General features: G+C 72.4%; 16 protein-coding genes. 8 read left to right on the top strand and 8 right to left on the bottom strand.

Annotated elements, in window-relative coordinates:
• Window positions 1–258 precede the first annotated feature (258 nt).
• Genes NOCJ54_RS0119620 through NOCJ54_RS0119605 form a run of 4 tightly spaced genes read left to right on the top strand, consistent with a single transcriptional unit; the run spans window position 259 to window position 2,790 of the window.
• Window positions 259–966 (top strand): enoyl-CoA hydratase/isomerase family protein, encoded by a 708-nt coding sequence (locus tag NOCJ54_RS0119620; protein WP_028656848.1) that lies wholly within the window; start codon window positions 259–261, stop codon window positions 964–966.
• Window positions 963–1,562: a cysteine dioxygenase family protein gene (locus NOCJ54_RS27090; RefSeq protein ID WP_051486137.1), complete on the top strand. Its 600-nt coding sequence runs from the start codon at window positions 963–965 to the stop codon at window positions 1,560–1,562. The genes NOCJ54_RS0119620 and NOCJ54_RS27090 overlap by 4 nt, the downstream gene beginning before the upstream one ends.
• The gene (locus tag NOCJ54_RS0119610) at window positions 1,559–2,272 is read left to right on the top strand and encodes an alpha/beta hydrolase (protein WP_036518819.1); all 714 of its coding nucleotides are present in this window, start codon (window positions 1,559–1,561) and stop codon (window positions 2,270–2,272) included. Before NOCJ54_RS27090 ends, NOCJ54_RS0119610 begins: the two co-directional genes overlap by 4 nt.
• On the top strand, window positions 2,269–2,790 hold the full coding sequence (locus NOCJ54_RS0119605; protein ID WP_028656846.1) for a flavin reductase family protein: 522 nt from the start codon (window positions 2,269–2,271) through the stop codon (window positions 2,788–2,790). The genes NOCJ54_RS0119610 and NOCJ54_RS0119605 overlap by 4 nt, the downstream gene beginning before the upstream one ends.
• Window positions 2,791–2,811: 21 nt before the next feature.
• Here NOCJ54_RS0119605 and NOCJ54_RS0119600 read toward each other — a convergent pair whose 3' ends face one another.
• Complete coding sequence (locus NOCJ54_RS0119600) at window positions 2,812–3,396, bottom strand: class I SAM-dependent methyltransferase (protein ID WP_028656845.1); 585 nt, start codon at window positions 3,394–3,396, stop codon at window positions 2,812–2,814.
• A 192-nt stretch (window positions 3,397–3,588) separates the two neighbouring features.
• Here NOCJ54_RS0119600 and NOCJ54_RS27085 point away from each other — a divergent pair, with 192 nt between their 5' ends.
• The 4 genes from NOCJ54_RS27085 (at window position 3,589) to NOCJ54_RS27075 (ending at window position 13,995) form a co-directional block, all read left to right on the top strand.
• On the top strand, window positions 3,589–10,329 hold the full coding sequence (locus NOCJ54_RS27085) for a choice-of-anchor P family protein (RefSeq protein ID WP_198020275.1): 6,741 nt from the start codon (window positions 3,589–3,591) through the stop codon (window positions 10,327–10,329).
• A 671-nt stretch (window positions 10,330–11,000) separates the two neighbouring features.
• The gene (locus NOCJ54_RS27080) at window positions 11,001–11,813 is read left to right on the top strand and encodes an alpha/beta fold hydrolase (RefSeq protein WP_036518813.1); all 813 of its coding nucleotides are present in this window, start codon (window positions 11,001–11,003) and stop codon (window positions 11,811–11,813) included.
• Window positions 11,814–11,856: 43 nt separating this feature from the next.
• Window positions 11,857–12,297, top strand: a complete 441-nt coding sequence (locus NOCJ54_RS0119585; protein WP_028656844.1) for a PaaI family thioesterase — start codon at window positions 11,857–11,859, stop codon at window positions 12,295–12,297.
• A 132-nt stretch (window positions 12,298–12,429) separates the two neighbouring features.
• Complete coding sequence (locus NOCJ54_RS27075) at window positions 12,430–13,995, top strand: GAF domain-containing sensor histidine kinase (protein WP_036518810.1); 1,566 nt, start codon at window positions 12,430–12,432, stop codon at window positions 13,993–13,995.
• Here NOCJ54_RS27075 and NOCJ54_RS0119575 read toward each other — a convergent pair.
• The 7 genes from NOCJ54_RS0119575 to NOCJ54_RS28600 all read right to left on the bottom strand — a co-directional run bounded on the left by NOCJ54_RS0119575 (window position 13,976) and on the right by NOCJ54_RS28600 (window position 20,046).
• A complete protein-coding gene (locus NOCJ54_RS0119575; protein WP_028656843.1) occupies window positions 13,976–14,338 on the bottom strand; it encodes a hypothetical protein in 363 nt (120 codons plus the stop codon). The genes NOCJ54_RS27075 and NOCJ54_RS0119575 overlap by 20 nt on opposite strands.
• Complete coding sequence (gene flhA, locus NOCJ54_RS0119570; RefSeq protein WP_028656842.1) at window positions 14,335–16,413, bottom strand: flagellar biosynthesis protein FlhA; 2,079 nt, start codon at window positions 16,411–16,413, stop codon at window positions 14,335–14,337. The genes NOCJ54_RS0119575 and flhA overlap by 4 nt, the downstream gene beginning before the upstream one ends.
• A 212-nt stretch (window positions 16,414–16,625) precedes the next feature.
• Window positions 16,626–17,753, bottom strand: coding sequence for an EscU/YscU/HrcU family type III secretion system export apparatus switch protein (locus NOCJ54_RS0119565; RefSeq protein WP_028656841.1), 1,128 nt, complete (start codon window positions 17,751–17,753; stop codon window positions 16,626–16,628).
• A 7-nt stretch (window positions 17,754–17,760) separates the two neighbouring features.
• On the bottom strand, window positions 17,761–18,528 hold the full coding sequence (locus NOCJ54_RS0119560; protein WP_028656840.1) for a flagellar biosynthetic protein FliR: 768 nt from the start codon (window positions 18,526–18,528) through the stop codon (window positions 17,761–17,763).
• Between the two features lie 9 nt (window positions 18,529–18,537).
• A complete protein-coding gene (locus tag NOCJ54_RS0119555; RefSeq protein WP_028656839.1) occupies window positions 18,538–18,807 on the bottom strand; it encodes a flagellar biosynthetic protein FliQ in 270 nt (89 codons plus the stop codon).
• 10 nt (window positions 18,808–18,817) lie between these two features.
• Window positions 18,818–19,567, bottom strand: coding sequence for a flagellar type III secretion system pore protein FliP (gene fliP, locus NOCJ54_RS27070; RefSeq protein WP_051486136.1), 750 nt, complete (start codon window positions 19,565–19,567; stop codon window positions 18,818–18,820).
• Window positions 19,564–20,046 carry a flagellar biosynthetic protein FliO gene (locus tag NOCJ54_RS28600; protein ID WP_051486135.1) on the bottom strand — a complete coding sequence of 161 codons (483 nt, stop codon included), beginning with the start codon at window positions 20,044–20,046 and terminating at the stop codon, window positions 19,564–19,566. The genes fliP and NOCJ54_RS28600 overlap by 4 nt, the downstream gene beginning before the upstream one ends.
• Window positions 20,047–20,050: the final 4 nt, after the last annotated feature.

Genomic DNA, 20,050 nt, shown 5'->3' with positions numbered 1-20,050 from the left:
TAGACCCAGTGGGGAGGCACCCTCGTCTTGGTGCCGGGACGCATCTGTCTGTCAGCTCACTGATCGGCGCTCCCAGCCAGCCATCCGGTCGGCCTTGGCGCACAGCCCTGTCGACGATCACGGCGTCCCGGGTGACCGCCGGGCCCTGCAGAACTCATCGTGGACCTCAAGGGGTCGAGCGAGCAGGGCAGTGACCCGACGGCACCTGGGGTGCATCAGCGGCCCGTCCAGGACCGCCGACACGAGGAAGGTAGTCCAGTGAGCCTCCACGTCGACCGCGGGCAGGCCTGGACGCTCACCCTCGACCGGCCGCACCGCGCCAACGCGCTGTCGGCCGACCTGGTCGAGGACCTCCTCGCCGTCGTCGACGAGGCCGCCTGCGCCCGTCCGCTCGCCCTCGTCCTGCGCGGCAACGACCGCCACTTCGCGGCCGGCTTCGACCTCGCCGGGCTCGAGCACCAGACCGACGCCGCGCTCGCCGGGCGCTTCCTGCGGATCGGGCTGCTGCTCGAGCGGCTCCTCTCCGCGCCGCACCTGACGGTCGCGGTCGTCGAGGGCGCGGCCGTCGGTGCGGGCGCCGACCTCGCCGCGGCCTGCGACCACCGGCTCGCCGGCCCGCGCGCCACCTTCCGCTTCCCCGGCGCCGCCTTCGGCGTCGTGCTCGGCACCGCCCGGCTGGCTGCGCTCACCGGCACCGTCGCGTGGAGCGGTGGCGCCGTCGTGGCGGCAATGGACGCGGGTCCCCTGGTCACCGGCACCCCGGCCGACCTCGACCGCGTCCTCGTCGACTGGTCCAGGACCAGCCCGGACTCGCGGCCCGCGCTGCTCGCCGCCGCACGCGCCGGCGCCGGCCAGCAGGACCGCGACGCCGCCCTCGCCTCGCTGGCCCGCTCGGTCGTCGTACCGGGCCTGCGGGACCGCATCGCTGCCTACGCCGGCCTGACCCCCACCAAGGAGATCGCATGACCCAGCTCCCGACCGTCCCGGTGACCAGCGAGGTCCCCGCGCTCGCCGCGTTCGCCGAGCGCGTCACCGCGCTCGTCGCGTCCGGCCTCGACGAGCAGGCCCTGACCGCCGCCGTGCGCGACGACCTCGAGCGGACCCTCGCGGAGGGCTTCGAGCTCCCGCCCGACAAGACCCGTCCGGACCCCGAGCGGTACGTGATGTACCCGCTCCACGTCGCCGCCGACGGCTCCTTCTCGATCGCGAGCGCGGTCTGGAACGTCGGCCAGGGCACCCCGGTCCACGGCCACGAGACCTGGGGGGTCGTCGGCATCCACAGCGGCACCGAGGTGGAGACCCGCTTCGAGAAGCCCGCCCAGCCCGACGTCCCGCTGGTCGAGCTCGGCACCGACGAGTGGACGGCCGGACAGGTCACCGTGTGCTGCACGACCGACGACGACGTGCACCAGGTCCGCTGCGGCGGCGACGTGCCGGTCGTCGGGATCCACGTCTACGGCGCCGACATCGGCACGCTGCCGCGCCGTTCCTACGACCCCGAGACCGGGGCCGTGCACTGGTTCACGTCCACGTGGGCCCGCTCTGGAGGAGAGGACCGATGACCGTCACAGCCTGGAACGAGCCCACCGGGGGCACCCCGCGGGGGACCCTGGTCGTCCTGCCCGGCCGCGGTGAGACCCCTGCGTCGTACGAGCGCTTCGGGCGCCGCATCTCCGCCGACGCCTGGCGCGTGCGTCTGGTGCCCCTCGACCTCGAGGACCCCGACGCCACGCGGGTCCTGGTGGAGAAGCTGCTCGCGGACGAGTCCCTGCCCGGCCCCACGGTGCTCGTCGGCACCGACGCCGGCGCGACCCTCGCCGCCCTGCTCGCGCCGACGCTCGGCGTCGACGCGGTGGTGCTCGCCGGTCTCGCCCTGCCGACCTCGGCCGGCGTCGAGTCGTGGGACGCGGAGGTCGAGGCGCGCTCGGCGTGCCCGGTCCACCGCCGCGTGATCTCGACCGACGAGGACTTCGCCCGCGGCGGGCTCGACCAGCCGCTGCCGTGGACGTCGGTCGCGCCGGACGCCCCCGGCAAGCCCGTGCTGCTCCTGCACGGCACGGACGACCCGGTCACGCCCGTCGCCGACGCCCTCGCCCTGTACGACGGCGTCCCGGACGTCCGGGTGCGCGTGGTCAACGGCGGGCGGCACGACGTCCTCAACGACGCACCGCACCGATCGGTCGCCGCGACCATCGTGCTCTTCCTCGAGTCGCTCAGGCTCGGCCCGGAGCTGCCGGACGTGGTCGGGCCGCTCGCAGGGGCAGCCCGATGACCGCGCTGGCGACCAACCAGGACCTCGACCCGGCGCGCCTGCGCCAGGCCTTCGGCTTCTTCCCCAGCGGGGTGGTGGCCGTCGCGGCCGAGGTCGACGGCCGCCCGCTGGGCCTGGCCGCGAGCTCGTTCACGACGGTCAGCCTCGATCCGCCGCTGGTGTCGGTGAACCTCGCTGCCGCGTCGAAGACCTGGCCCGACCTGCGCACCGCGCCGCACCTCGGCGTGACCGTGCTCGCAGACCACCACGACCAGGTGTGCCGCCAGCTGGCCGGCCCGGTGGGGGCCCGCTTCGACGGCCTCGGCCACTCGGTCACCCCGGAGGGGGCGCTCTTCGTCGACGACGGACTCGCGCAGTTCGACTGCACGATCTACCGCGAGGTCGAGGCCGGTGACCACGTGCTCGTCCTGCTCGAGCTGCACGCCGTCGCACACGTCGACCACGCCAGCCTGCAGGAACCGCTGGTGTTCCACCGCAGCGGCTTCCGCCGCGTGCAGCCGCTCACGCCCGCACCCTGACGCGCGGGCCGGCAGGCGGGCTCAGCGACGGGCGGAGAACCCGTACGCGCCAGCGACCCCGAGCGGTCGTACCTCGATGTCGGACAGGCCCAGGCCCCGCAGCTCGGCGGCGAGGTCGTCCGCGGCGACCATGCGCACCGTCGAGCGGGTGAGCCGGTGCACGACGCGGCTCTGCCGCGAGTCCGGCAGGTCGTAGCCCGCCAGCAGCCCGCCCGGGCGCAGCACGCGAGCCGCGTCGGCCAGCACCTGCTCCCACGTGATGGTGTGGTGCAGCATCAGCCAGCTGACGACTGCGTCGAACGACGCGTCGGCGAACGGGAGCCCGGCGGCGTCGACCTCCAGGACCTCCGCACGTGCGGCGAATTCTCCGAGCTCGCGTCGAGCGCGGGCCACCATCGCCGGGTCGACGTCCGTGGCGACGTACCGCTCGATGTCCGGCACCGAGCGCAGCACCTCCGCGGCCATCGCACCGCTGCCGCAACCGATCTCGAGCACCTCGCCGGAGAGGCCGCGCGGCAGCACCCGCGGCAGGACGGCGCGACGCGCCCAGGCGCGCCACAGCGCCGTCCGGCAGAAGACGGACTCGAGGTCGGACATCCGGGCCATGGGCGCCAGCCGTAGCACCGCCGTGGGCCGGAAGTCAATGCCTATATCAAAGGGCTCACCAGATCCGGGATCTCTCCCTAGGGTCGTCCACGGGTCTCGTGGGGGGACCCGGCACCAGCGTCTCCCTCGCTGGAGCAACAGGCACTCGGGTGGCCGCACAACCGAGTCATGGGGGCTTTTCATATGCTTGGCGTGCGTCTTCTCATCGTCGGCGCGATGGCAGCGGCGGGTCTCACCGTCGCGTCGTCGCCGCCAGCAACCGCGGCGGACGCGACCGTCGCCGCGTTCAACCAGTGTGCGAACGGCGCCGGCACGGCGACCACGTGCGCCGGCGGCTGGATCAACGGTGCGATCCAGGGCAGCAACTCGCACTTCCGCGAGGACGACGTCGTCCCGCACCGGGCGGTCATCAACCTGCCGGCCGACAACCTCGAGCACACGCTGACCTTCACCTACCAGGACCGCAAGGGCAGCATCCACGCCTACGACTCGATGGCGACGTGGAACCACACCGTGGAGGACGCCGATCCCTGCCAGGGCCTGTCGGCGTCCCTCTGCGCGGACCCGCCGTCCACGCTGCCGATGGCGACCGACGCAGCTACGGTCCCGCCGTCCGGCGCGGGCATCTCCCAGCTCGTCTCCGACCACGACCTGCCCGACGCCGACCGCGAGTGGACCATGTACGGCGGCGTCCTGGTCAGCGACTCCGTGGGCCCGCACAGCGCGCCCGCCGGCGGCGACGACCTGGTCACCGTCACCCTCACCTTCCGCAACCCCACGCCGGGCACGGCCCGCCAGGCCGTGCTCCTCTTCGGCGGGCACCTGGCCGTCGGCGGCCCGGACAGCTACGTCCGCGCCTGGGGCCAGGGCCTCGGCGCGAGCAACGTCAGCGGTGGCCCCTACGCCTTCAAGCTGGAGAAGCTCGACGGCAAGAGCACCGGCGCGATGGCCAACACCATCCAGGCCAACGCCACGCAGCCGCTGCCGCCGGCCGCCTTCGCCATCACCAAGACCGCGAGCACGACCGCGGCCGTCCCCGGCCAGCAGGTCACCTACACGATCACGGTGACGAACACCGGCGGCACCGCAGGATCCACGTCGTTCACCGACGACTTCGACGACGCCGTCACCCCGTCCGCGGTGACGCCCACCCCGGCCTCGGGTGGGAGCTGCACGCCCGCCACGGTCAGCGGCAACAAGGTCCTGCAGTGCACCTCGGGCTCCATCGCCGGCGGTGAGCAGCAGGTGTTCACCTACACCGCGGACATGCCCGCCACCTTCAGCGGGGCCGGCGGTGGAGGCGGCTGCGAGGTCGGCCAGCACCCGGTCCGCAACCGGGCCACGCTCGTCGACGGCACCGCCGCGCCGGTCGTGACCGTGTGCGTCGCCGCGAGCCCGCAGTTCAGCATCACCAAGACCGCTTCCCCCGCCTCGGGGGTGGGAGCCGGTGACACGGTGACCTACACCGTGACCGTCACGAACTCCGGCAAGGCCAGCGGGTCCACCACCTTCACCGACGACTTCGACGACCGGCTCGCGCCCAGCACCGCCGTCTCGGCGCCGTCCAGCAACGACTGTGCGCCGACGGCCAGCGGCGGCAACGAGCTCTTCAGCTGCACCACCGGGACCATCCCGGCCGGTGGCTCGCAGGCGTTCACCTACACCGCCACCATGCCCGCCACGTTCTCGGGCGCTCCCGGTGGTGACGGCTGCACCGGCAGCACCTACCCGGTCGCCAACACGGCGGCGCTCCCCGGCGGCACGCCGGCCGTCGTGACGCTGTGCGTCCAGGCCGACCCGCAGTTCGAGGTCACCAAGACCGTCGACGACGCCGTCGCGACGCCGGGCCAGGAGGTGACCTACACGGTCACCGTCACCAACAACGGCCAGGCGGCCGGGTCGACCACCTTCCGTGACGACTTCGACGACCGGCTCTCGCCGTCGACTGCGACGTCGGCCCCGACCGGCGCGGACTGCGAGCCGACCACCGACGAGGGCAACAAGGTCCTCGACTGCACGACCGGGACGATCCCGGCCGGCGGTTCGCAGACCTTCACCTACAGCGCCGCGATGCCGACCTCCTTCAGCGGCCCGTCCGGTGGCGAGGGCTGCGAGCCCGGCACCTACCCGGTCCTGAACGCGGTCGCCCTGGCCAACGCCCAGGCGGCGGACAGCACGGTCTGCGTCGGCGCCGCCGCCGACTTCGAGATCGCGAAGTCCGTGGACGACGCCAGCCCGGAGCCCGGCGCGACGGTGACCTACACGGTCACCGTCACCAACACGGGCAAGGCAGCCGGGTCCACCAGCTTCACCGACGAGTACGACGCCCGGATGGACGTCACGCTGCCGGACGACTGCGAGGCCGGCCCCGGCCCCGCGAGCTTCACCTGCGAGACCGGTGAGGTCGCCGCCGGCGACCCGGTCAGCTTCACCTACACCGCTGTCGTGCCGGCGACCTTCGGCCCCACCTCGGGCGGCGGCGAGTGTGCCCAGGGGAGCTACCCGATCGGCAACACCGCCTCCCTGGCCGAGGGCCCCGGCGCAGCCGTCGAGCTCTGCGTGGCTGCCGCACCGTCGTACACGGTGACGAAGGCGGTCAGCGACACCACGCCGCAGCCCAGGCAGCAGGTCACCTACACGATCACCGTCACCAACGAGGGCGACGCTGCGGGCGCCACGGCCTTCGAGGACGACTTCGACGACCGGCTGACGCCGTCCGCCATCACGAGCGCCCCGGACACGGGGACCTGCTCCGTCGTCGGTGACGACGACAAGGTGCTGCAGTGCGCGACCGGCGTGATCCCGGCCGGTGAGTCGCAGGTGTTCACCTACGACGTCACCCTGCCGGCGACCTTCGCCGGCGACCGGGGAGCCTGCGCACCGGGCAGCTACGAGGTCGCCAACGCGGTCGAGCTGAGCGACGGCGCCGACGCCGACGTCTCCGTCTGCGTCCCGGCGGCGCCCGCGTTCAGCGTGGCGAAGTCCTACGAGGCCGATGGCCCGCTGGAGCCGGGCGGCACGGTGACCTACACGATCACGGTCACCAACGGCGGCACGGCCGCAGGGGCCACGTCGTTCACCGACGACGTCGACGACCGGGTCACCGTCGGCACCGCGACGTCCGACCCGGAGGGCGACGACTGCGAGGCCACCGACGGCGCCTTCTCCTGCGACACCGGCGTCATCCCGGCCGGCGGGTCGCAGACCTTCACCTACGTCGCCACGCTGCCGGCCGCCTTCGACGGCCCCGGTGGTGAGGGCACCTGCGAGCCCGGCACGTTCCGCATCCACAACCTGGTCGAGCTCGCCGACGGGGCGCGGGGCGACGTCACCTTCTGCGTCGGGGCGACGCCGGACTTCGGCGTGGTGAAGACGGCCGAGGTCGACGGTGAGGTGGCACCCGGCGCCGAGGTGTCGTACACGATCACCGTCACCAACAGCGGCACGAGCTCCGGGTCGACGACCTTCGTCGACGACTTCGACGACCGGCTCGACCCGACCGTGCCGGCCGGCTGCGAGAAGGCCGACGGCAAGCTGACCTGCACCACGGGGGTCGTCGCAGCCAACGGCGGCACCCAGGTGTTCACCTACTCGGCGACGCTGCCGACCTCGTTCACCGGGGAGTCCCGCACCGGCACGTGCGAGCCCGGCGAGTTCCAGGTGGCCAACCGGGTGCGGATCTCCGGCACCACCGTCGCGGACGCCGACGTGTGCGTGCCCGCGGAGCCGGGCTTCCTCGTCACCAAGGAGGCCAGCTCCACGAGCGTTGCGGCGGGCGACCCGGTGACCTACACGATCACGGTCACCAACACCGGCGAGGCGCCGGGCAGCACGACCTTCACCGACGAGTACGACGAGCGGCTCGACCCGCCGATCGCCGTGTCGGACCCCGAGGGCAACGACTGTGCGCCGTCGGGTGGTGTCTTCGGCTGCACGACCACCCGTCTCGACCCCGGTGACTCGCAGACGTTCGCCTACACCGTCGCGATGCCCGCGTCCTTCGCGGCCGGGGCCGAGCAGGGTGACTGCGCCGACGGCCGGTTCTCGGTCCTCAACACCGCCGAGGCCGGTGACAGCTCGCACACCGTCGAGGTCTGCGTGAGCGCCGCGCCGGCGTTCGAGATCAGCAAGGAGGCCGACCTCGAGGTCGCCAGCCCCGGCGGTGACGTGACCTACCAGGTGGTGGTGCGCAACACCGGCGAGGCCGCGGGCTCCACGACGTGGACCGACGTCTCCGAGGCCGAGATCACCGAGGCCCCCGACGGCTGCGAGCTGGTGGGCACGCACGAGCTGCGTTGCGAGACCCCCGTCCTGGCGGCCGGCGAGAGCATCACCTACAGCTACGACGCGGTCCTGCCGGCCACCTACACCGGCGACCCCGACGCCGAGGCCTGCACGCCGCCCGCCTACCCGGTCCGCAACGTCGCCACCCTCGCGGGCGGCGGCTCGGTAGCCGACGTGGTGTGCGTGGACGCGCGGACCGAGCTCGTCGTGACCAAGAGCGTCGACAAGGCACTGGCCGAGCCCGGCGACGAGGTGACCTACACGATCACGGTCACCAACACCGGTGCCGCGGCCGGGTCGACCACCTTCGTCGACGACTACGACGACCGGCTCACCCCGACCGTCCCCGACGGTTGCGAGCAGGGCGACGGCGTGCTCACCTGCACGACCGGCACCATCGCAGGCGGCGACCACCAGGTCTTCGAGTACACCGCCGAGCTCCCGTCGTCGTACGACGGCGAGGCGGGGGTGGCGCCCTGCGCACCCGGTGAGTACGGCGTCGTCAACTCGGTCACCATCCAGGGCGCCGAGGTCGCGTCGAAGACGGTCTGCGTCCCGGCAGCGCCGGACCTGAGCGTCGCCAAGGAGATGAGCGACACGACCCTCGACCCGGGCCAGGAGGTCACCTACACCGTGACCGTCACCAACGACGGCTCGGCGGCCGGCTCGACGAGCTTCACCGACGACTACGACGACCGGCTCGACCCGACCGTCCCGGACGGCTGCACCAAGGCCGACGGGAAGCTCACCTGCGAGACCGGCACCATCGCGGCCGGTGGCAGCAAGGTGTTCACCTACACCGCGACCGTCCCGGAGACCTTCACCGGCACCTCCGGCGGCAACGGGTGCCAGCCCGGCACCTTCGCGATCAGCAACGGTGTCCTGCTGGCCAGCGGGGCCACGGGCGGCGTGACCGGCTGCGTCGCGGCCACCCCGGACGTCACCCTCACCAAGACGTCGTCCGTCGACGTCCGGTCCAACGGCGACCAGGTGCTCACCTACACGATCACCTGGACCAACCACGGACCCGCGGAGGCACTGGGTGCCGTGCTCACCGACGCGATCCCCGGTGGCACCGGCTTCGTGTCGTGCACCGGAGGCTGCACGGTCGTGGGCGCCGTACCGACGGCGAGCTGGAACGTCGGCTCGATCGCCCCGCGTGGCGGCACCGGGTCGGTCAGGCTGGTGGTCAAGGTGACCAACAACGCCGTCTGCACCGTGCCGAACCAGGCCCGGATGTCCCTGGCCAACGGCGCGGACGTCAGCTCGAACGTCACCTCCGACCTCGTCAGCCCGCAGCCCAACCCGGCCGGCGCGAAGTCGAACGGCACGGCGGTCGGCCTCGAGGTGAGGGCGTCGGGCCTGCTGACCCTGGTGACCAACCTGCTGTCGGTGATCATCAAGGACAAGGCAACGGTGGTCCTCAGCGAGTCGGTGAGCAGCCAGTCCGGCCTCGGCGGGCCGTCCACGGACAGTGACGCGGTCGCGGCACTGAAGCTGCCGGCCAACGGGGCCATCCTCTCGGCCGGCGTGCTGTCGACCACCAGCAACAGCTCGGTCACCGCCGCCCCGGCGGAGACCCGGCAGACCACGACTTCCGAGGTCGCCGGCGTCTGCCTGGTCCCGGTGGCGGGCGTCTGCACCGTCGAGACCGGCACGGTCCGCGCGGTCGCGTCGACCACGGCCAACGGCGGTTACTCGACGGCGAGCACGACCGGGTCGACGATCCAGAGCCTGAAGGTCCTCGGTCTGGAGACGCCGGTGAACCTCAACCAGACGACGACGATCCCGCTCAACGCCGCGATCTTCGGCAAGAACAGCTACATCGCGATCAACGAGCGCTCGACGTCGATCTCGGAGAAGGGCGGCAAGTACGTCGCCGACGCCAGCGTCACGGCGATCCACGTCAAGATCACCGGCGTCCTGCTCGGGCTCCAGGCTGTCGAGATCAAGGTCGGCGAGGCGACGGCGCACAGCGAGTTCCCGAAGACCCCGCTGTGCGCCAACCAGTCCAAGCGGTCCGTCAGCGGCCACGCCTACGCCGCCCGCCTGGGCACCAACGTGCTGCTGGCCGACCTGCTCCAGGGCTACGTGCAGATCTCGCCCCTGGGCGGCAACGAGACCGAGCAGGTCGTGGGCGTGGCGCTCCCGGGGATCGCCGGGGCCAAGGTCGCGGACACCGCCACCAGCGGCGCCCTGACCACCTCCGGCGCCACGTCGCGCAGCTGGGCCGAGGTCGCCGGCGACGGGTCCGGACCCCTCTGCGTCCTGCGGCTCACGGACGCCAGGTGCGTGGTCTCGGCGACCGCCGTCAGGTCCGAGGCCAGGTCCACCGCGGGTCCGTCCGGGTCGACGTCCACCGACGCCGGCACGACACTGGTCGACCTCGAGGTCCTGGGGGTGCCCGTCGGGCTGAACCCGGCGCCCAACACCACCTACACCCTGCCGGGCATCGGCTTCATCGTCCTCAACGAGCAGTTCTGTGACGGCGGGGGAGCGGCCACCCACAGCTGCTCCGGCACGCCGCACAGCGGGATCACCGTCCGCGCGCTGCGCGTGGTGGTCACGGTCGCCAACGCCCTGCTCCCCCTGGGCCCGGGCATCGAGGTGATGGTCGCGGAGGCACACGCTGACTCGTCCTTCGGCTGATTCCCACCGGCCGAATGACGGCCGGGTCGCAGTCCTCGTGTCCCACGGCTGCGGCCCGCCACGGCCCCGCCGGACGGCCCACCGTCCGGCGGGGTCTCGTCCTGGCCGGGCGAGCCGCTGGTTGGGGGACCCGCTCCTCCGGCCAGGACACCTCCCCGGCTCGTCTGGCCCGTCGAGACGTCACTTGTGGCCCGTCGAAGCGTCACTTGTGGCTCGTCGAGGCGTCAGTTGTGGCTCGTCGAGACGTCAGTTGTGGCCCTTCGAGAGGTCACGTACGGCGAGCAGCCCCGCCGCCGTACGACGTCAGGGCCCGGCCGCGCGGGGAGTGACGCCTCGACCGACCGGATCCGACCACTCGCCGGGCCGGAACTGACTTCTCGACCGGCCACAACTGACCACTCGACCGGCCACAGGTGACCATTCGGCCGGCCACAAGTGACGTCTCGACGGTTCGGTGGAGTCGGCGTTCCCGCATCCGGTGACGCCGCGCGTCCGCCCGCCGGGACCCGCCTGCCGGGCGCGTAACCTGAGTTATATGTTGTGACCCGGGTCACGGTCCGGGCGGCGAGCAAGGTGCTTGCGCGCAGCTAGCGGCCGGACCTACTGTCGGTATCCGCAACTGCCAGTTGCACACAGTCGCACCAGCGTCGGTGCGCGGAAACGAGGTCACGATGCTCGCCCACGAACGCTTCGGCTCGGGAGAACCCCTCGTCCTGGTCCACGGGATCGGGCATCGACGACAGGCGTGGTACCCGCTGGTCGACCGGCTCGCCGAGCACCGCGAGGTGATCCTGCTCGACCTGCCCGGCCACGGTGAGTCCCCGGCGCTCGTGCCCGACGGGCGGCCCGTGAAGGAGCAGCTGCGCGGCATCCTCGAGGACTTCTTCGCCGAGCTCGGCCTCGACCGTCCGCACATCGCCGGCAACTCCCTGGGCGGCCGGATCGCGCTCGAGGCCGCGGCCGACGACCTGGTCAGCAGCGCGACCACCCTCGCGCCGGCGGGCTTCTGGCGCAACGACCTCGAGTTCCTCTACATCCGCGCGGTGTTCGTGGCGCTCACGGGCACCGCGACCGCGCTCCAGCCGTTCGCCCCCGCCGTGCTGCGCACCCCCATCGGCCGCAACCTGGCGATGGGGATGCTGATGACCCGTGGCGGCCGCCTCGGCTACGAGCAGGCCGTGGGCGACGCGCGTGGCCTGGTCGCCGCCAAGCCGGCGCTGCGCACGATCATGGACGGCGGCCCGCGCTTCGAGCGCACCATCGACCCGAGCATCCCGGTGACCGTCGCCTGGGGCTCGCGCGACCTGGTCCTGCTGCCGTACCAGGCCCGGCTCGCCCGCAAGGCGCTGCCGCACGCCACCCACATCACGCTGCGCGGCTGCGGCCACGTCCCGATGACCGACGACGTCGACCGCGTGGTGGACGTGCTGCTCGAGGGCTCGGACCACCCGCGCCGGTCCAGCGCGACGTACGACGTCGCCTGACGCCCGTCCCTGACGTCGGCGCGGCATCCACTACGTTGACCCGGTGGCCACCCCCGAGGAACTCACCGCCTACGTGCGGACCATGATCCCGGTCTTCGACGCGATGCAGGTCGAGGTCGTCGAGGCCGGCCGGACGACCGTCGCCGCGCGGATCCCGGCCGGGCCGAACGTCAACCACTTCGGTGCGATCTACGCCGGCTCGCTGTTCTCGGTCGCCGAGGTGCTCGGCGGCCTCTTCGCCAGCACCTCGCTCGTGCTGGAGAACGCCGTGCCGCTCGTCAAGCAGCTCACCATCGACTTCCTGCGCCCGGCCACCACCGACGTCACCGCGCGGGCGAGCCTCACCGAGGACACCATCGCCCGGGTGCTCGCCGAGACCGAGGCCGCCGGCAAGTCCGACTTCGAGCTGGTCACCGAGGTCACCGACGAGGCCGGGACCGTCGTCGCCCGGACGACGGGCCAGTACCAGCTGCGCCGCTTCTGAGGTCGCCGCCGGGTCCCGACCGCTCAGGTCCTTGGTCCCGGTGCCGATGGTGCGGTCAGGCCGTGCGCCGCAGCCCGCGGGAGAAGGGCTAGCCTGAGACGACGGCGATCGCTGTGGGAGGGGATCGAACTGATGGACCTCGAGCTGCCACCGGAGGCGCGAGCGCTGCTCGACGCGATGGTCGCGATCGGCTCCGACCTCGACCTGCGTGGCGTGCTGTCCCGCATCGTCGAGGCGTCGTGCCGCCTCACCGACGCGGAGTACGGCGTGCTCGGGATCGTCGACGACGAGGGCCGGTTCACCGACCTGGTCCCCAACGAGGCGGTCGCCTCGCAGTTCACCGACGTCGGCCGGATGCCGGCCGGGCACGGCCTGCTGGGCCTCGTCCCGCGCGAGCGGCGCGCGATCCGGGTCGACCACGTCGCCGAGCACCCCGTCTCGACTGGGCACTTCCCCAGCTCCCACCCCGCCATCGACCGCTTCCTCGGCGCGCCGGTGCTGGTGGGGGACCAGGCCTTCGGCCACCTCTACCTGGGAAACAAGCGCGGCGGCGAGGAGTTCACCCCCACCGACCAGGCGCTCGTCGAGGCCCTCGCACGCGCCGCCGGCGTGATGATCGACAACGCCCGGACCTACGAGCAGGCCGAGTGGCGCCGTCGCTGGCTGGCCAGCACCGCCGAGGTCGGCCAGGACGTCTCCGGCACCGTGCGGGTGCAAGAGGCCCTCGACGAGCTCGTGGTGAAGCTGCGCGCGCTGTGCAACGCCCAGCTCGTCGCCTACGTCCGACGCGACGGCGACCTCATGGAGATCCGCCAGGTGGCCGGCGACGGCGACGCCTCGGCCGTCGTCGAGCGCCTCGCCGCCGAGATCCTCGACGTCGACGCTGCCGGCTCGCCGACCCGGATCTCCGTCGCCCCCGGCCGGGCGACCCTCGTCGTGCCCGTGACCACCCGGCTCGCCGGGTCTGGCGTGATCGTCGTCGAGGCGGCCGAGGAGAGCCCCTCCCTGCGCGGGATCATGCTGGACCTCGTCGCCGTCACCGCCCTCCAGGTCGGGCTGATCCTCGACCGCGACCAGGCGCTGCGCGACCGCGCCCAGCTCCTGGTCGCCAAGGACCGCGACCGCATCGCGCGCGACCTCCACGACCTCGTCATCCAGCGGCTCTTCGCCACCGGCATGCAGCTCCAGGGCGCCCGCGCGCTCGACCCGGCCGACATGCGCGAGCGCATCGACGGCGCGGTCGCCGACCTCGACGTCGCCATCAAGGAGCTGCGCGCCGCCATCTTCGAGCTCGGCACCGGCACCGGCCGACCGCTGCTGGAGGAGGTGCGGGCGCTGCTCGCGGAGTATGCCGGCGTGCTCGGCTTCCAGCCGGTGCTGCGCATCTCCGGGCCGGTCGACCGGGCGCTGGTCCCCGAGGCCGGCACGCACGTGCTGACCGCGCTGCGCGAGGCGCTCTCCAACGTGGCCCGCCACGCGCAGGCGTCGTCGGTCACCGTCGAGCTGACCGCGTCCTCGGCGTGGTTCCGCGTCCGGGTGGGCGACGACGGCGTCGGGTTCGACCCCGCGACGGTCGAGCGCGGCCACGGCACCGGCAACCTCGCCTCGCGCGCCACCGACCTCGGCGGCCACGTCGACGTGAGCTCCACCCCCGGCGGCGGCACCGTCGTCGAGTGGGTCATCCCTGCGGTCGGCTGATCCTGGTCCCTGCGTCCTGCGCGTCCAGCAGCCGGGTGTCCCCGGCTGCGCCGTCGTTGCCGCCGGCGCCATCGCCGCCAGTGCCATCGCCGTCAGCGGTGCCGCTGTCGGTGCCGGTCGTCGTCTCGCCCGCGACCATCGGCCACACCACCCGCAGCAGCATGGCCAGCGCCGCACACCCGACGAGCACGACCAGGAACCGGCTCACCGCCTCGTCCGGCGTGAGCAGGCCCTGGCTGGCGCGGTAGGCCGCCGGGGCGGACACCAGCGCCGCGACGACGAGGATGCGCACGTCGAGCAGCACCGGCGTGCGCGGCGAGGGCCGCCGGGCCGGGCGGCTCACGACCGGCCTCCGGCACCCACGGCGCTGAGCGCGGCGTGCGCGCCGGCGGGACCGACCACGCCGACGGAGCGGACCTCACGCGCGGCGCCGAGCTCGGAGTAGGCGAGCACGGGCAGCCGCTCGGCAGCGGGAGCGACCAGTCGTCGTACCGCTGCGCGGATCTGGGGTGCACACACCAGCACGGGACGAACCCCCTCGTTCTCGGCGTTCTGGGACGCCTGGACCAGCCCGAGCAGCACGTTCTGCGCCACGTCCGGGTCGAGCACGATGACCGAGCCCTGCTCGGTGGGTCGCATCGACTCCAGCATCTGCTGCTCCAGCACCGGCTCGAGGCTGATGGCGTGCAGCGTGCCGTCGACGACGTACGGCGCCGCCAGCGACGGCTCGAGTGCGGCGCGCGCCGCCTCGACGAGTCCGTCGTGGTCCTTGGAGACCGCGGCGCGCACCGACAGCGCCTCGAAGATCGAGACCAGGTCGCGGATCGGGATCCGCTCCTCCAGCAGCGAACGCAGTACGCGCTGCACGTCGCCCAGCGGCAGCTGGGTCGGGGTGAGCTCCTCGATGACGACGGGGTGGGTGCGCTTGACGATGTCGGTGAGCAGGCGCACGTCCTCGCGGCCCAGCAGGCGGCTGGCGTGCTGGTGGACGACCTCGGACAGGTGCGTGGTCACGACCGAGGCGCGGTCGACGACCGTCGCGCCGCCGATCTCGGCCTGGTGGCGCAGCTCGGCCGGGATCCACTTCGCCTCGAGCCCGAACACCGGCTCCTGGGTGGGCGTGCCCGGCAGCGAGCCGAGGAAGTCGCCGATGGCGAGCACCGTGCCGCGCGGCGCCTCGCCGCGGGCGACCTCGGCGCCGAACAGCGTGATGGCGTACGTCGCCGGCGGCAGCTCGAGGTTGTCGCGGGTGCGCACCGGCGGGATGACGATGCCCAGCTCGCCGGCGACCTTGCGGCGCAGCGCCTTGACCCGGTCGAGCAGGTCCCCGCCGCTGCGGGTGTCGACCAGGTCGATGAGGTCGGCCGACAGCTCCAGCCCCAGCGGGTCGACGCGGATCTCCGCGACCAGCGCCTCCGGGGAGTCGGGCGACTCGACCAGCTCCGCCGCGGCGTCGGCCGCCTCGGCCGCGGTGCTGCCCGGGGACTCGTCGATCCGGCTCGCAGCCAGCAGCATGACGCCGCCGGCGACGAGGAACGGCAGCTTCGGCAGGCCCGGGATGATGCACAGCGCGAGCGCGCCGAACCCGGCGACGCGCAGCGGCATCTTGCGGGCGAAGATCTGGCCGACGATGTCGGAGCCCATGTCGGAGTCGGCCACCGAGCGGGTGACGATGAGCCCGGTCGCGACCGACAGGAGCAGCGCCGGGATCTGGCTGACCAGGCCGTCGCCGATGGACAGCAGCGAGTAGGTCTGGATCGCCTCGCTGAACGGCATGCCGTACTGCGCGACGCCGATCGCGAAGCCGCCGAGCAGGTTGACCAGCGTGATCACGATGGCCGCGATCGCATCGCCCTTGACGAACTTCGACGCACCGTCCATCGCGCCGTGGAAGTCGGCCTCCGCGTGCACCTCGGCCCGCCTGCGCCGCGCCTCCTCCTCGTCGATGAGCCCGGAGTTGAGGTCGGCGTCGATCGCCATCTGCTTGCCGGGCATCGCGTCGAGGGTGAACCGCGCGCCGACCTCGGCGACGCGGCCGGCACCGTTGGTGATGACGACGAACTGGATGACCAGCAGGATCGCGAACACGATCAGGCCGACGATCAGGGACCCGCCGACGACGAAGTGCCCGAAGGTGTCGATCACCTTGCCGGCGTACCCGTCGAGCAGGACGAGGCGGGTGGCGCTGACGTTGAGCGCGAGGCGGAAGAGGGTCATCACGAGGATGACGGACGGGAAGGCGGCGAAGTCGAGCGGGCGGTGGATGAACATCGCCACCATCAGCACCAGCAGCGCACCGGTGATGTTGAGCGCGATGAGCAGGTCCAGCACCACCGCCGGCAGCGGCACCACCAGCATCACGACGATGAGGACGATGCCGAGGGGCACGCCGAGCTTCGTCAGCGACTTCACGGGCATGGGGCGTCGAGCCTCTCGATGAGAGCGAGCGCCGTCCGTGGCACTGCGGGTGGCGCCGTCCTGTCGCCGGACGTCCCATCGGCAAGGGTGGGGGTGGGGTGAGGAGTCGGGGGTCGGGAATCACCGCCTGGGCGGTGATTCCCGAGGTTGTTGGCCCTTGCAAAGGTCAACAAGTTCGAGTTTCACCGCCTAGGCGGCGATTCCCGCACCCCTCACACCCCCGCCCGCCGCCGCGCACCAGCCAGCACCTCCGGCAGGTCGTCGGTACGACGGGGGGTGCGGTGCTCGCCGCCGTGCTGGCCGGCGTTGCGGCGGCTGAGCACGAACGCGAGCACCTGGGCGACGGCGGCCCACAGCTCGCGCGGGATCTCCTGGCCGACCTGGCAGTGGCGGTAGAGGGCGCGGGCGAGGGGCACGTCCTGCACGAGCGGCACCCGCTCCTCGGCAGCACGCTCGCGGATCTTCGCGGCGATCGCGCCGGCGCCGCGGGCGACCACGCGGGGCGCCCCCTGCTCGGGGTCGTAGCGCAGGGCGACGGCGACGTGGGTGGGGTTCACCAGCAGCACGTCGGCGGTGCCGACGTCGGCGATCATCCGGTTGCGGGCGGCGGCGAGCTGGCGGCTGCGGATCGCGCCCTTGAGCATCGGGTCGCCCTCGGACTGCTTGTGCTCCTGCTTGATCTCGGCGTGGCTCATCCGGGTCTGCTTGCCGATCCGGCGGCGCATCATCGCGTAGTCGGCCGCCGCCATGACCAGGCCGGCGACGGAGACCGACAGCAGCAGGTCGGAGATCTCGTCGACCATCGTGGAGAGCACGGTGTGGATCGGCAGCAGGCCGCCGACCAGCGGCATGATCGAGCGGATCGCGGTCCAGGCCAGCAGGGCGACGACGGCGCTCTTGCCGAGCACCTTCACGCCCTCCCACAGCGCGTGCGGGCCGAAGAGCCGCTTGGCGCCCTTGAGCGGGTTGAGCTTCTTGGGGTCCGGCTTGGCGAGCTTGGGAGAGAGGTAGAAGCCGCCCTGCGCGAGCGCGGAGGCGACGCCGACGACCATCACCATCGAGCCGAGGACGACGAGGACGACCAGCACGTGCTTCGCGCCCTGGCCCAGCAGGGTCAGCGCGAGCGGGACGGACGGCTCGAGCTCGGCCGCGCGCAGCGAGGTGGTCATCATCGTGCGCAGCGCGTCGCCCTCGCGGTCGAGGAGCGGGCCCATCACCAGCGTGACGAGGAAGAGCCCGAGCCAGCCGCCGAGCTCGGGCGTGCGCGGGACCTGCCCGTCCTTGCGGGCCTGCTTCTTCCGCTTGGGTGTGGGTTTCTCGGTCTTCTCCTGGTCGGTCACCGCCGGCTCACCCCGCTCCCGCCATCGTCGCCATCGCCTCGTTGGCGAGGCGGACCAGCTTGTCGACCGCCTGCGGCAGCATCGGGAACGACAGGCCCAGCAGCAGCAGGGTCATCCCGACCTTGGCCGGGAACATCACGTTGAGCGCGTTGAGTTGCGGCGCGACCTTGGTGAGCAGTGCCAGCGCGAGGTCGGCGACGAAGAGCACCGCGATCATCGGCAGCGCCATCTGCACCGCGACGGTGAAGAACATCGAGAACGCCGTCAGCAGCACGTCGTCCCAGCTCGACACGTCGGGCATCCCGGTCAGCGGGAGGTAGCGGAAGGTGCTGAGCAGGCCGCCGATCACCAGCAGGTGCCCGCCGGTGGCGAGGAGCAGCACGGTCGCGAGCATCTGGTGGAAACGCCCGAAGACCGTGTTCATGTTCTGCCCGAGCGGGTCCCACGCGGAGGCGATCGCGAACCCGCCGAAGAGGTCGATGAGCGAGCCGGCCGCGCCGATGGCGGCGAACAGCAGCATCGTCACGTATCCCATGCCCACGCCGATCAGCGCCTGCGCGGCGGTCGCCATCACCAGGCCGGGCATGTCGCTCGGCAGCGCCTGCTCGGCCAGGGTCGGCGCCATCGTCAGCGACAGCCCCAGCGACAGGATCACCTTGGCCATGGCCGGGATGCCCCGCGTCGCGAAGGGAGGTACGACGACCAGCCACGCCACCACGCGCACGGACGCGAGCAGCAGGGCGGTCAGCGCCGCACCGTCGACGGACAGGACCATGGGTGCCGCCTAGACGAGCAGCTCGGGCAGGATCGCGAAGAGCTCGGCCGTGAACTCCATCAGCGTGTGCAGCATCCAGTTGCCGCAGAACAGCAGCGCGATCCCGACGCCGAGCAGCTTCGGCACGAACGAGAGCGTGAACTCCTGGATCTGCGTCATCGACTGGAACAGCGAGATGGTGAAGCCGATGGCCAGCGAGGTCGCCAGGATCGGCGCCGACAGCTTGAGTGCCACCAGCATCGTCTTGAGGGCGATCTCGATGATCGCGGTGTCGGTCATCGTCGTACCCCTAACCGGATCCGCCGTAGGACGCGACGAGCGACCTGATCACCAGGGCCCACCCGTCGACCATCACGAACAGCAGCAGCTTGAACGGCAGCGACACCATCACCGGGGGCATCATCATCATGCCGAGGCTCATCAGCGCCCCGCTCACGACGATGTCGATGACCAGGAACGGGATGAAGATGATGAAGCCGATGATGAAGGCGTCCTTGAGCTCGGAGAGCACGAAGGCCGGGATGAGCGTCGCGGTGGACACGTCGTCGCGGTTCTCCGGCATGTCCCGCTTCGCGACGCTGGTGAGGAGCATCAGCTCCTCGTCGTCGGTGTTGTCGAGCATGAAGGCACGCAACGGCTCCATGCCGTCCTCGAACGCGACCGACGTCGTCTTGTCGCCGTCGAGGTAGGGCTGCACCCCGGCCTCGTTGATGTCGCCCAGCACGGGCGCCATGATGAACAGGCTCAGGAACAGGGCGAGGCCGGCGAGCACCTGGTTGTTCGGCGTCTGCTGCAGGCCCAGCGCGTTGCGGGTCAGCCCGAGCACCACGAGGATCTTGGTGAAGCTGGTGCAGGTCAGCACGATCGCCGGCAGCAGGCTGAGCAGGGTTAGCGCGAGGAAGACGACCAGGCTGTTGCTCGGCTTGTCGGTCAGCCCCGACAGGTCGATCTGCACGGTGCTGTCGCTGCCCGGCCCGCGCGGCCCGTTGGGGCCGAGCGGCTCCGCAGCCACGAGCACGAGGCGCTGGACGAGGGTCACGACGCCCGCTTCCCGCTGACGGCGGCCCAGGTCTGCTTCCAGGTCTGCGCCGACAGCAGCGAGCCCGCGAGCGCGCCCTGCGCAGCGGGCACGGTGAAGCCCCGCGGACCAGTGACCGGCTCGGCGTCGCCGTCGGCGTCACCCTCCGCGTCCCCGTCCTCGTGCGGTACGACGGCGAACGGCTCGGCCGTCAGGTCGATGCCGACCTCGTCGGGCTCCACCTCGGCCAGCAGGGTGACCTGCTGCTCGGTGGTGCCGAGGACCAGGACGCGGGTGCCGACGGCGACGACGGCGACGCCCTGGCCGCGGCCGAGCGCCTGGCGGTGCACGACCTGGACCGGGGCGCCTGCCGGCGTGCGGAAGCGGCGACCGGCGAACCGGGCGATCAGCAGGAGCAGGCCGACGACGACGGCGAGCGATCCGAGCAGCCGGAGCAGGAGGCCGCCGATGCTCGGGTCGGCGGCGGACAGGGCGAGCATCGGG

This window comes from Nocardioides sp. J54 (assembly GCF_000519005.1).
Lineage (GTDB): Bacteria > Actinomycetota > Actinomycetes > Propionibacteriales > Nocardioidaceae > Nocardioides.
This window is presented reverse-complemented; position numbering and strand designations above follow the sequence as displayed.

Bases quoted from the DNA above. Each gene is read 5' to 3' on its own strand.
- NOCJ54_RS27090 (WP_051486137.1), top strand. From the start codon at position 963: ATGACCCAGCTCCCGACCGTCCCGGTGACCAGCGAGGTCCCCGCGCTC.
- NOCJ54_RS0119610 (WP_036518819.1), top strand. From the start codon at position 1,559: ATGACCGTCACAGCCTGGAACGAGCCCACCGGGGGCACCCCGCGGGGG.
- NOCJ54_RS0119605 (WP_028656846.1), top strand. From the start codon at position 2,269: ATGACCGCGCTGGCGACCAACCAGGACCTCGACCCGGCGCGCCTGCGC.
- NOCJ54_RS0119600 (WP_028656845.1), bottom strand. From the start codon at position 3,396: ATGGCCCGGATGTCCGACCTCGAGTCCGTCTTCTGCCGGACGGCGCTG.
- NOCJ54_RS27080 (WP_036518813.1), top strand. From the start codon at position 11,001: ATGCTCGCCCACGAACGCTTCGGCTCGGGAGAACCCCTCGTCCTGGTC.
- NOCJ54_RS27075 (WP_036518810.1), top strand. From the start codon at position 12,430: ATGGACCTCGAGCTGCCACCGGAGGCGCGAGCGCTGCTCGACGCGATG.
- flhA (WP_028656842.1), bottom strand. From the start codon at position 16,413: ATGCCCGTGAAGTCGCTGACGAAGCTCGGCGTGCCCCTCGGCATCGTC.
- NOCJ54_RS0119560 (WP_028656840.1), bottom strand. From the start codon at position 18,528: ATGGTCCTGTCCGTCGACGGTGCGGCGCTGACCGCCCTGCTGCTCGCG.
- NOCJ54_RS0119555 (WP_028656839.1), bottom strand. From the start codon at position 18,807: ATGACCGACACCGCGATCATCGAGATCGCCCTCAAGACGATGCTGGTG.
- NOCJ54_RS28600 (WP_051486135.1), bottom strand. From the start codon at position 20,046: ATGCTCGCCCTGTCCGCCGCCGACCCGAGCATCGGCGGCCTCCTGCTC.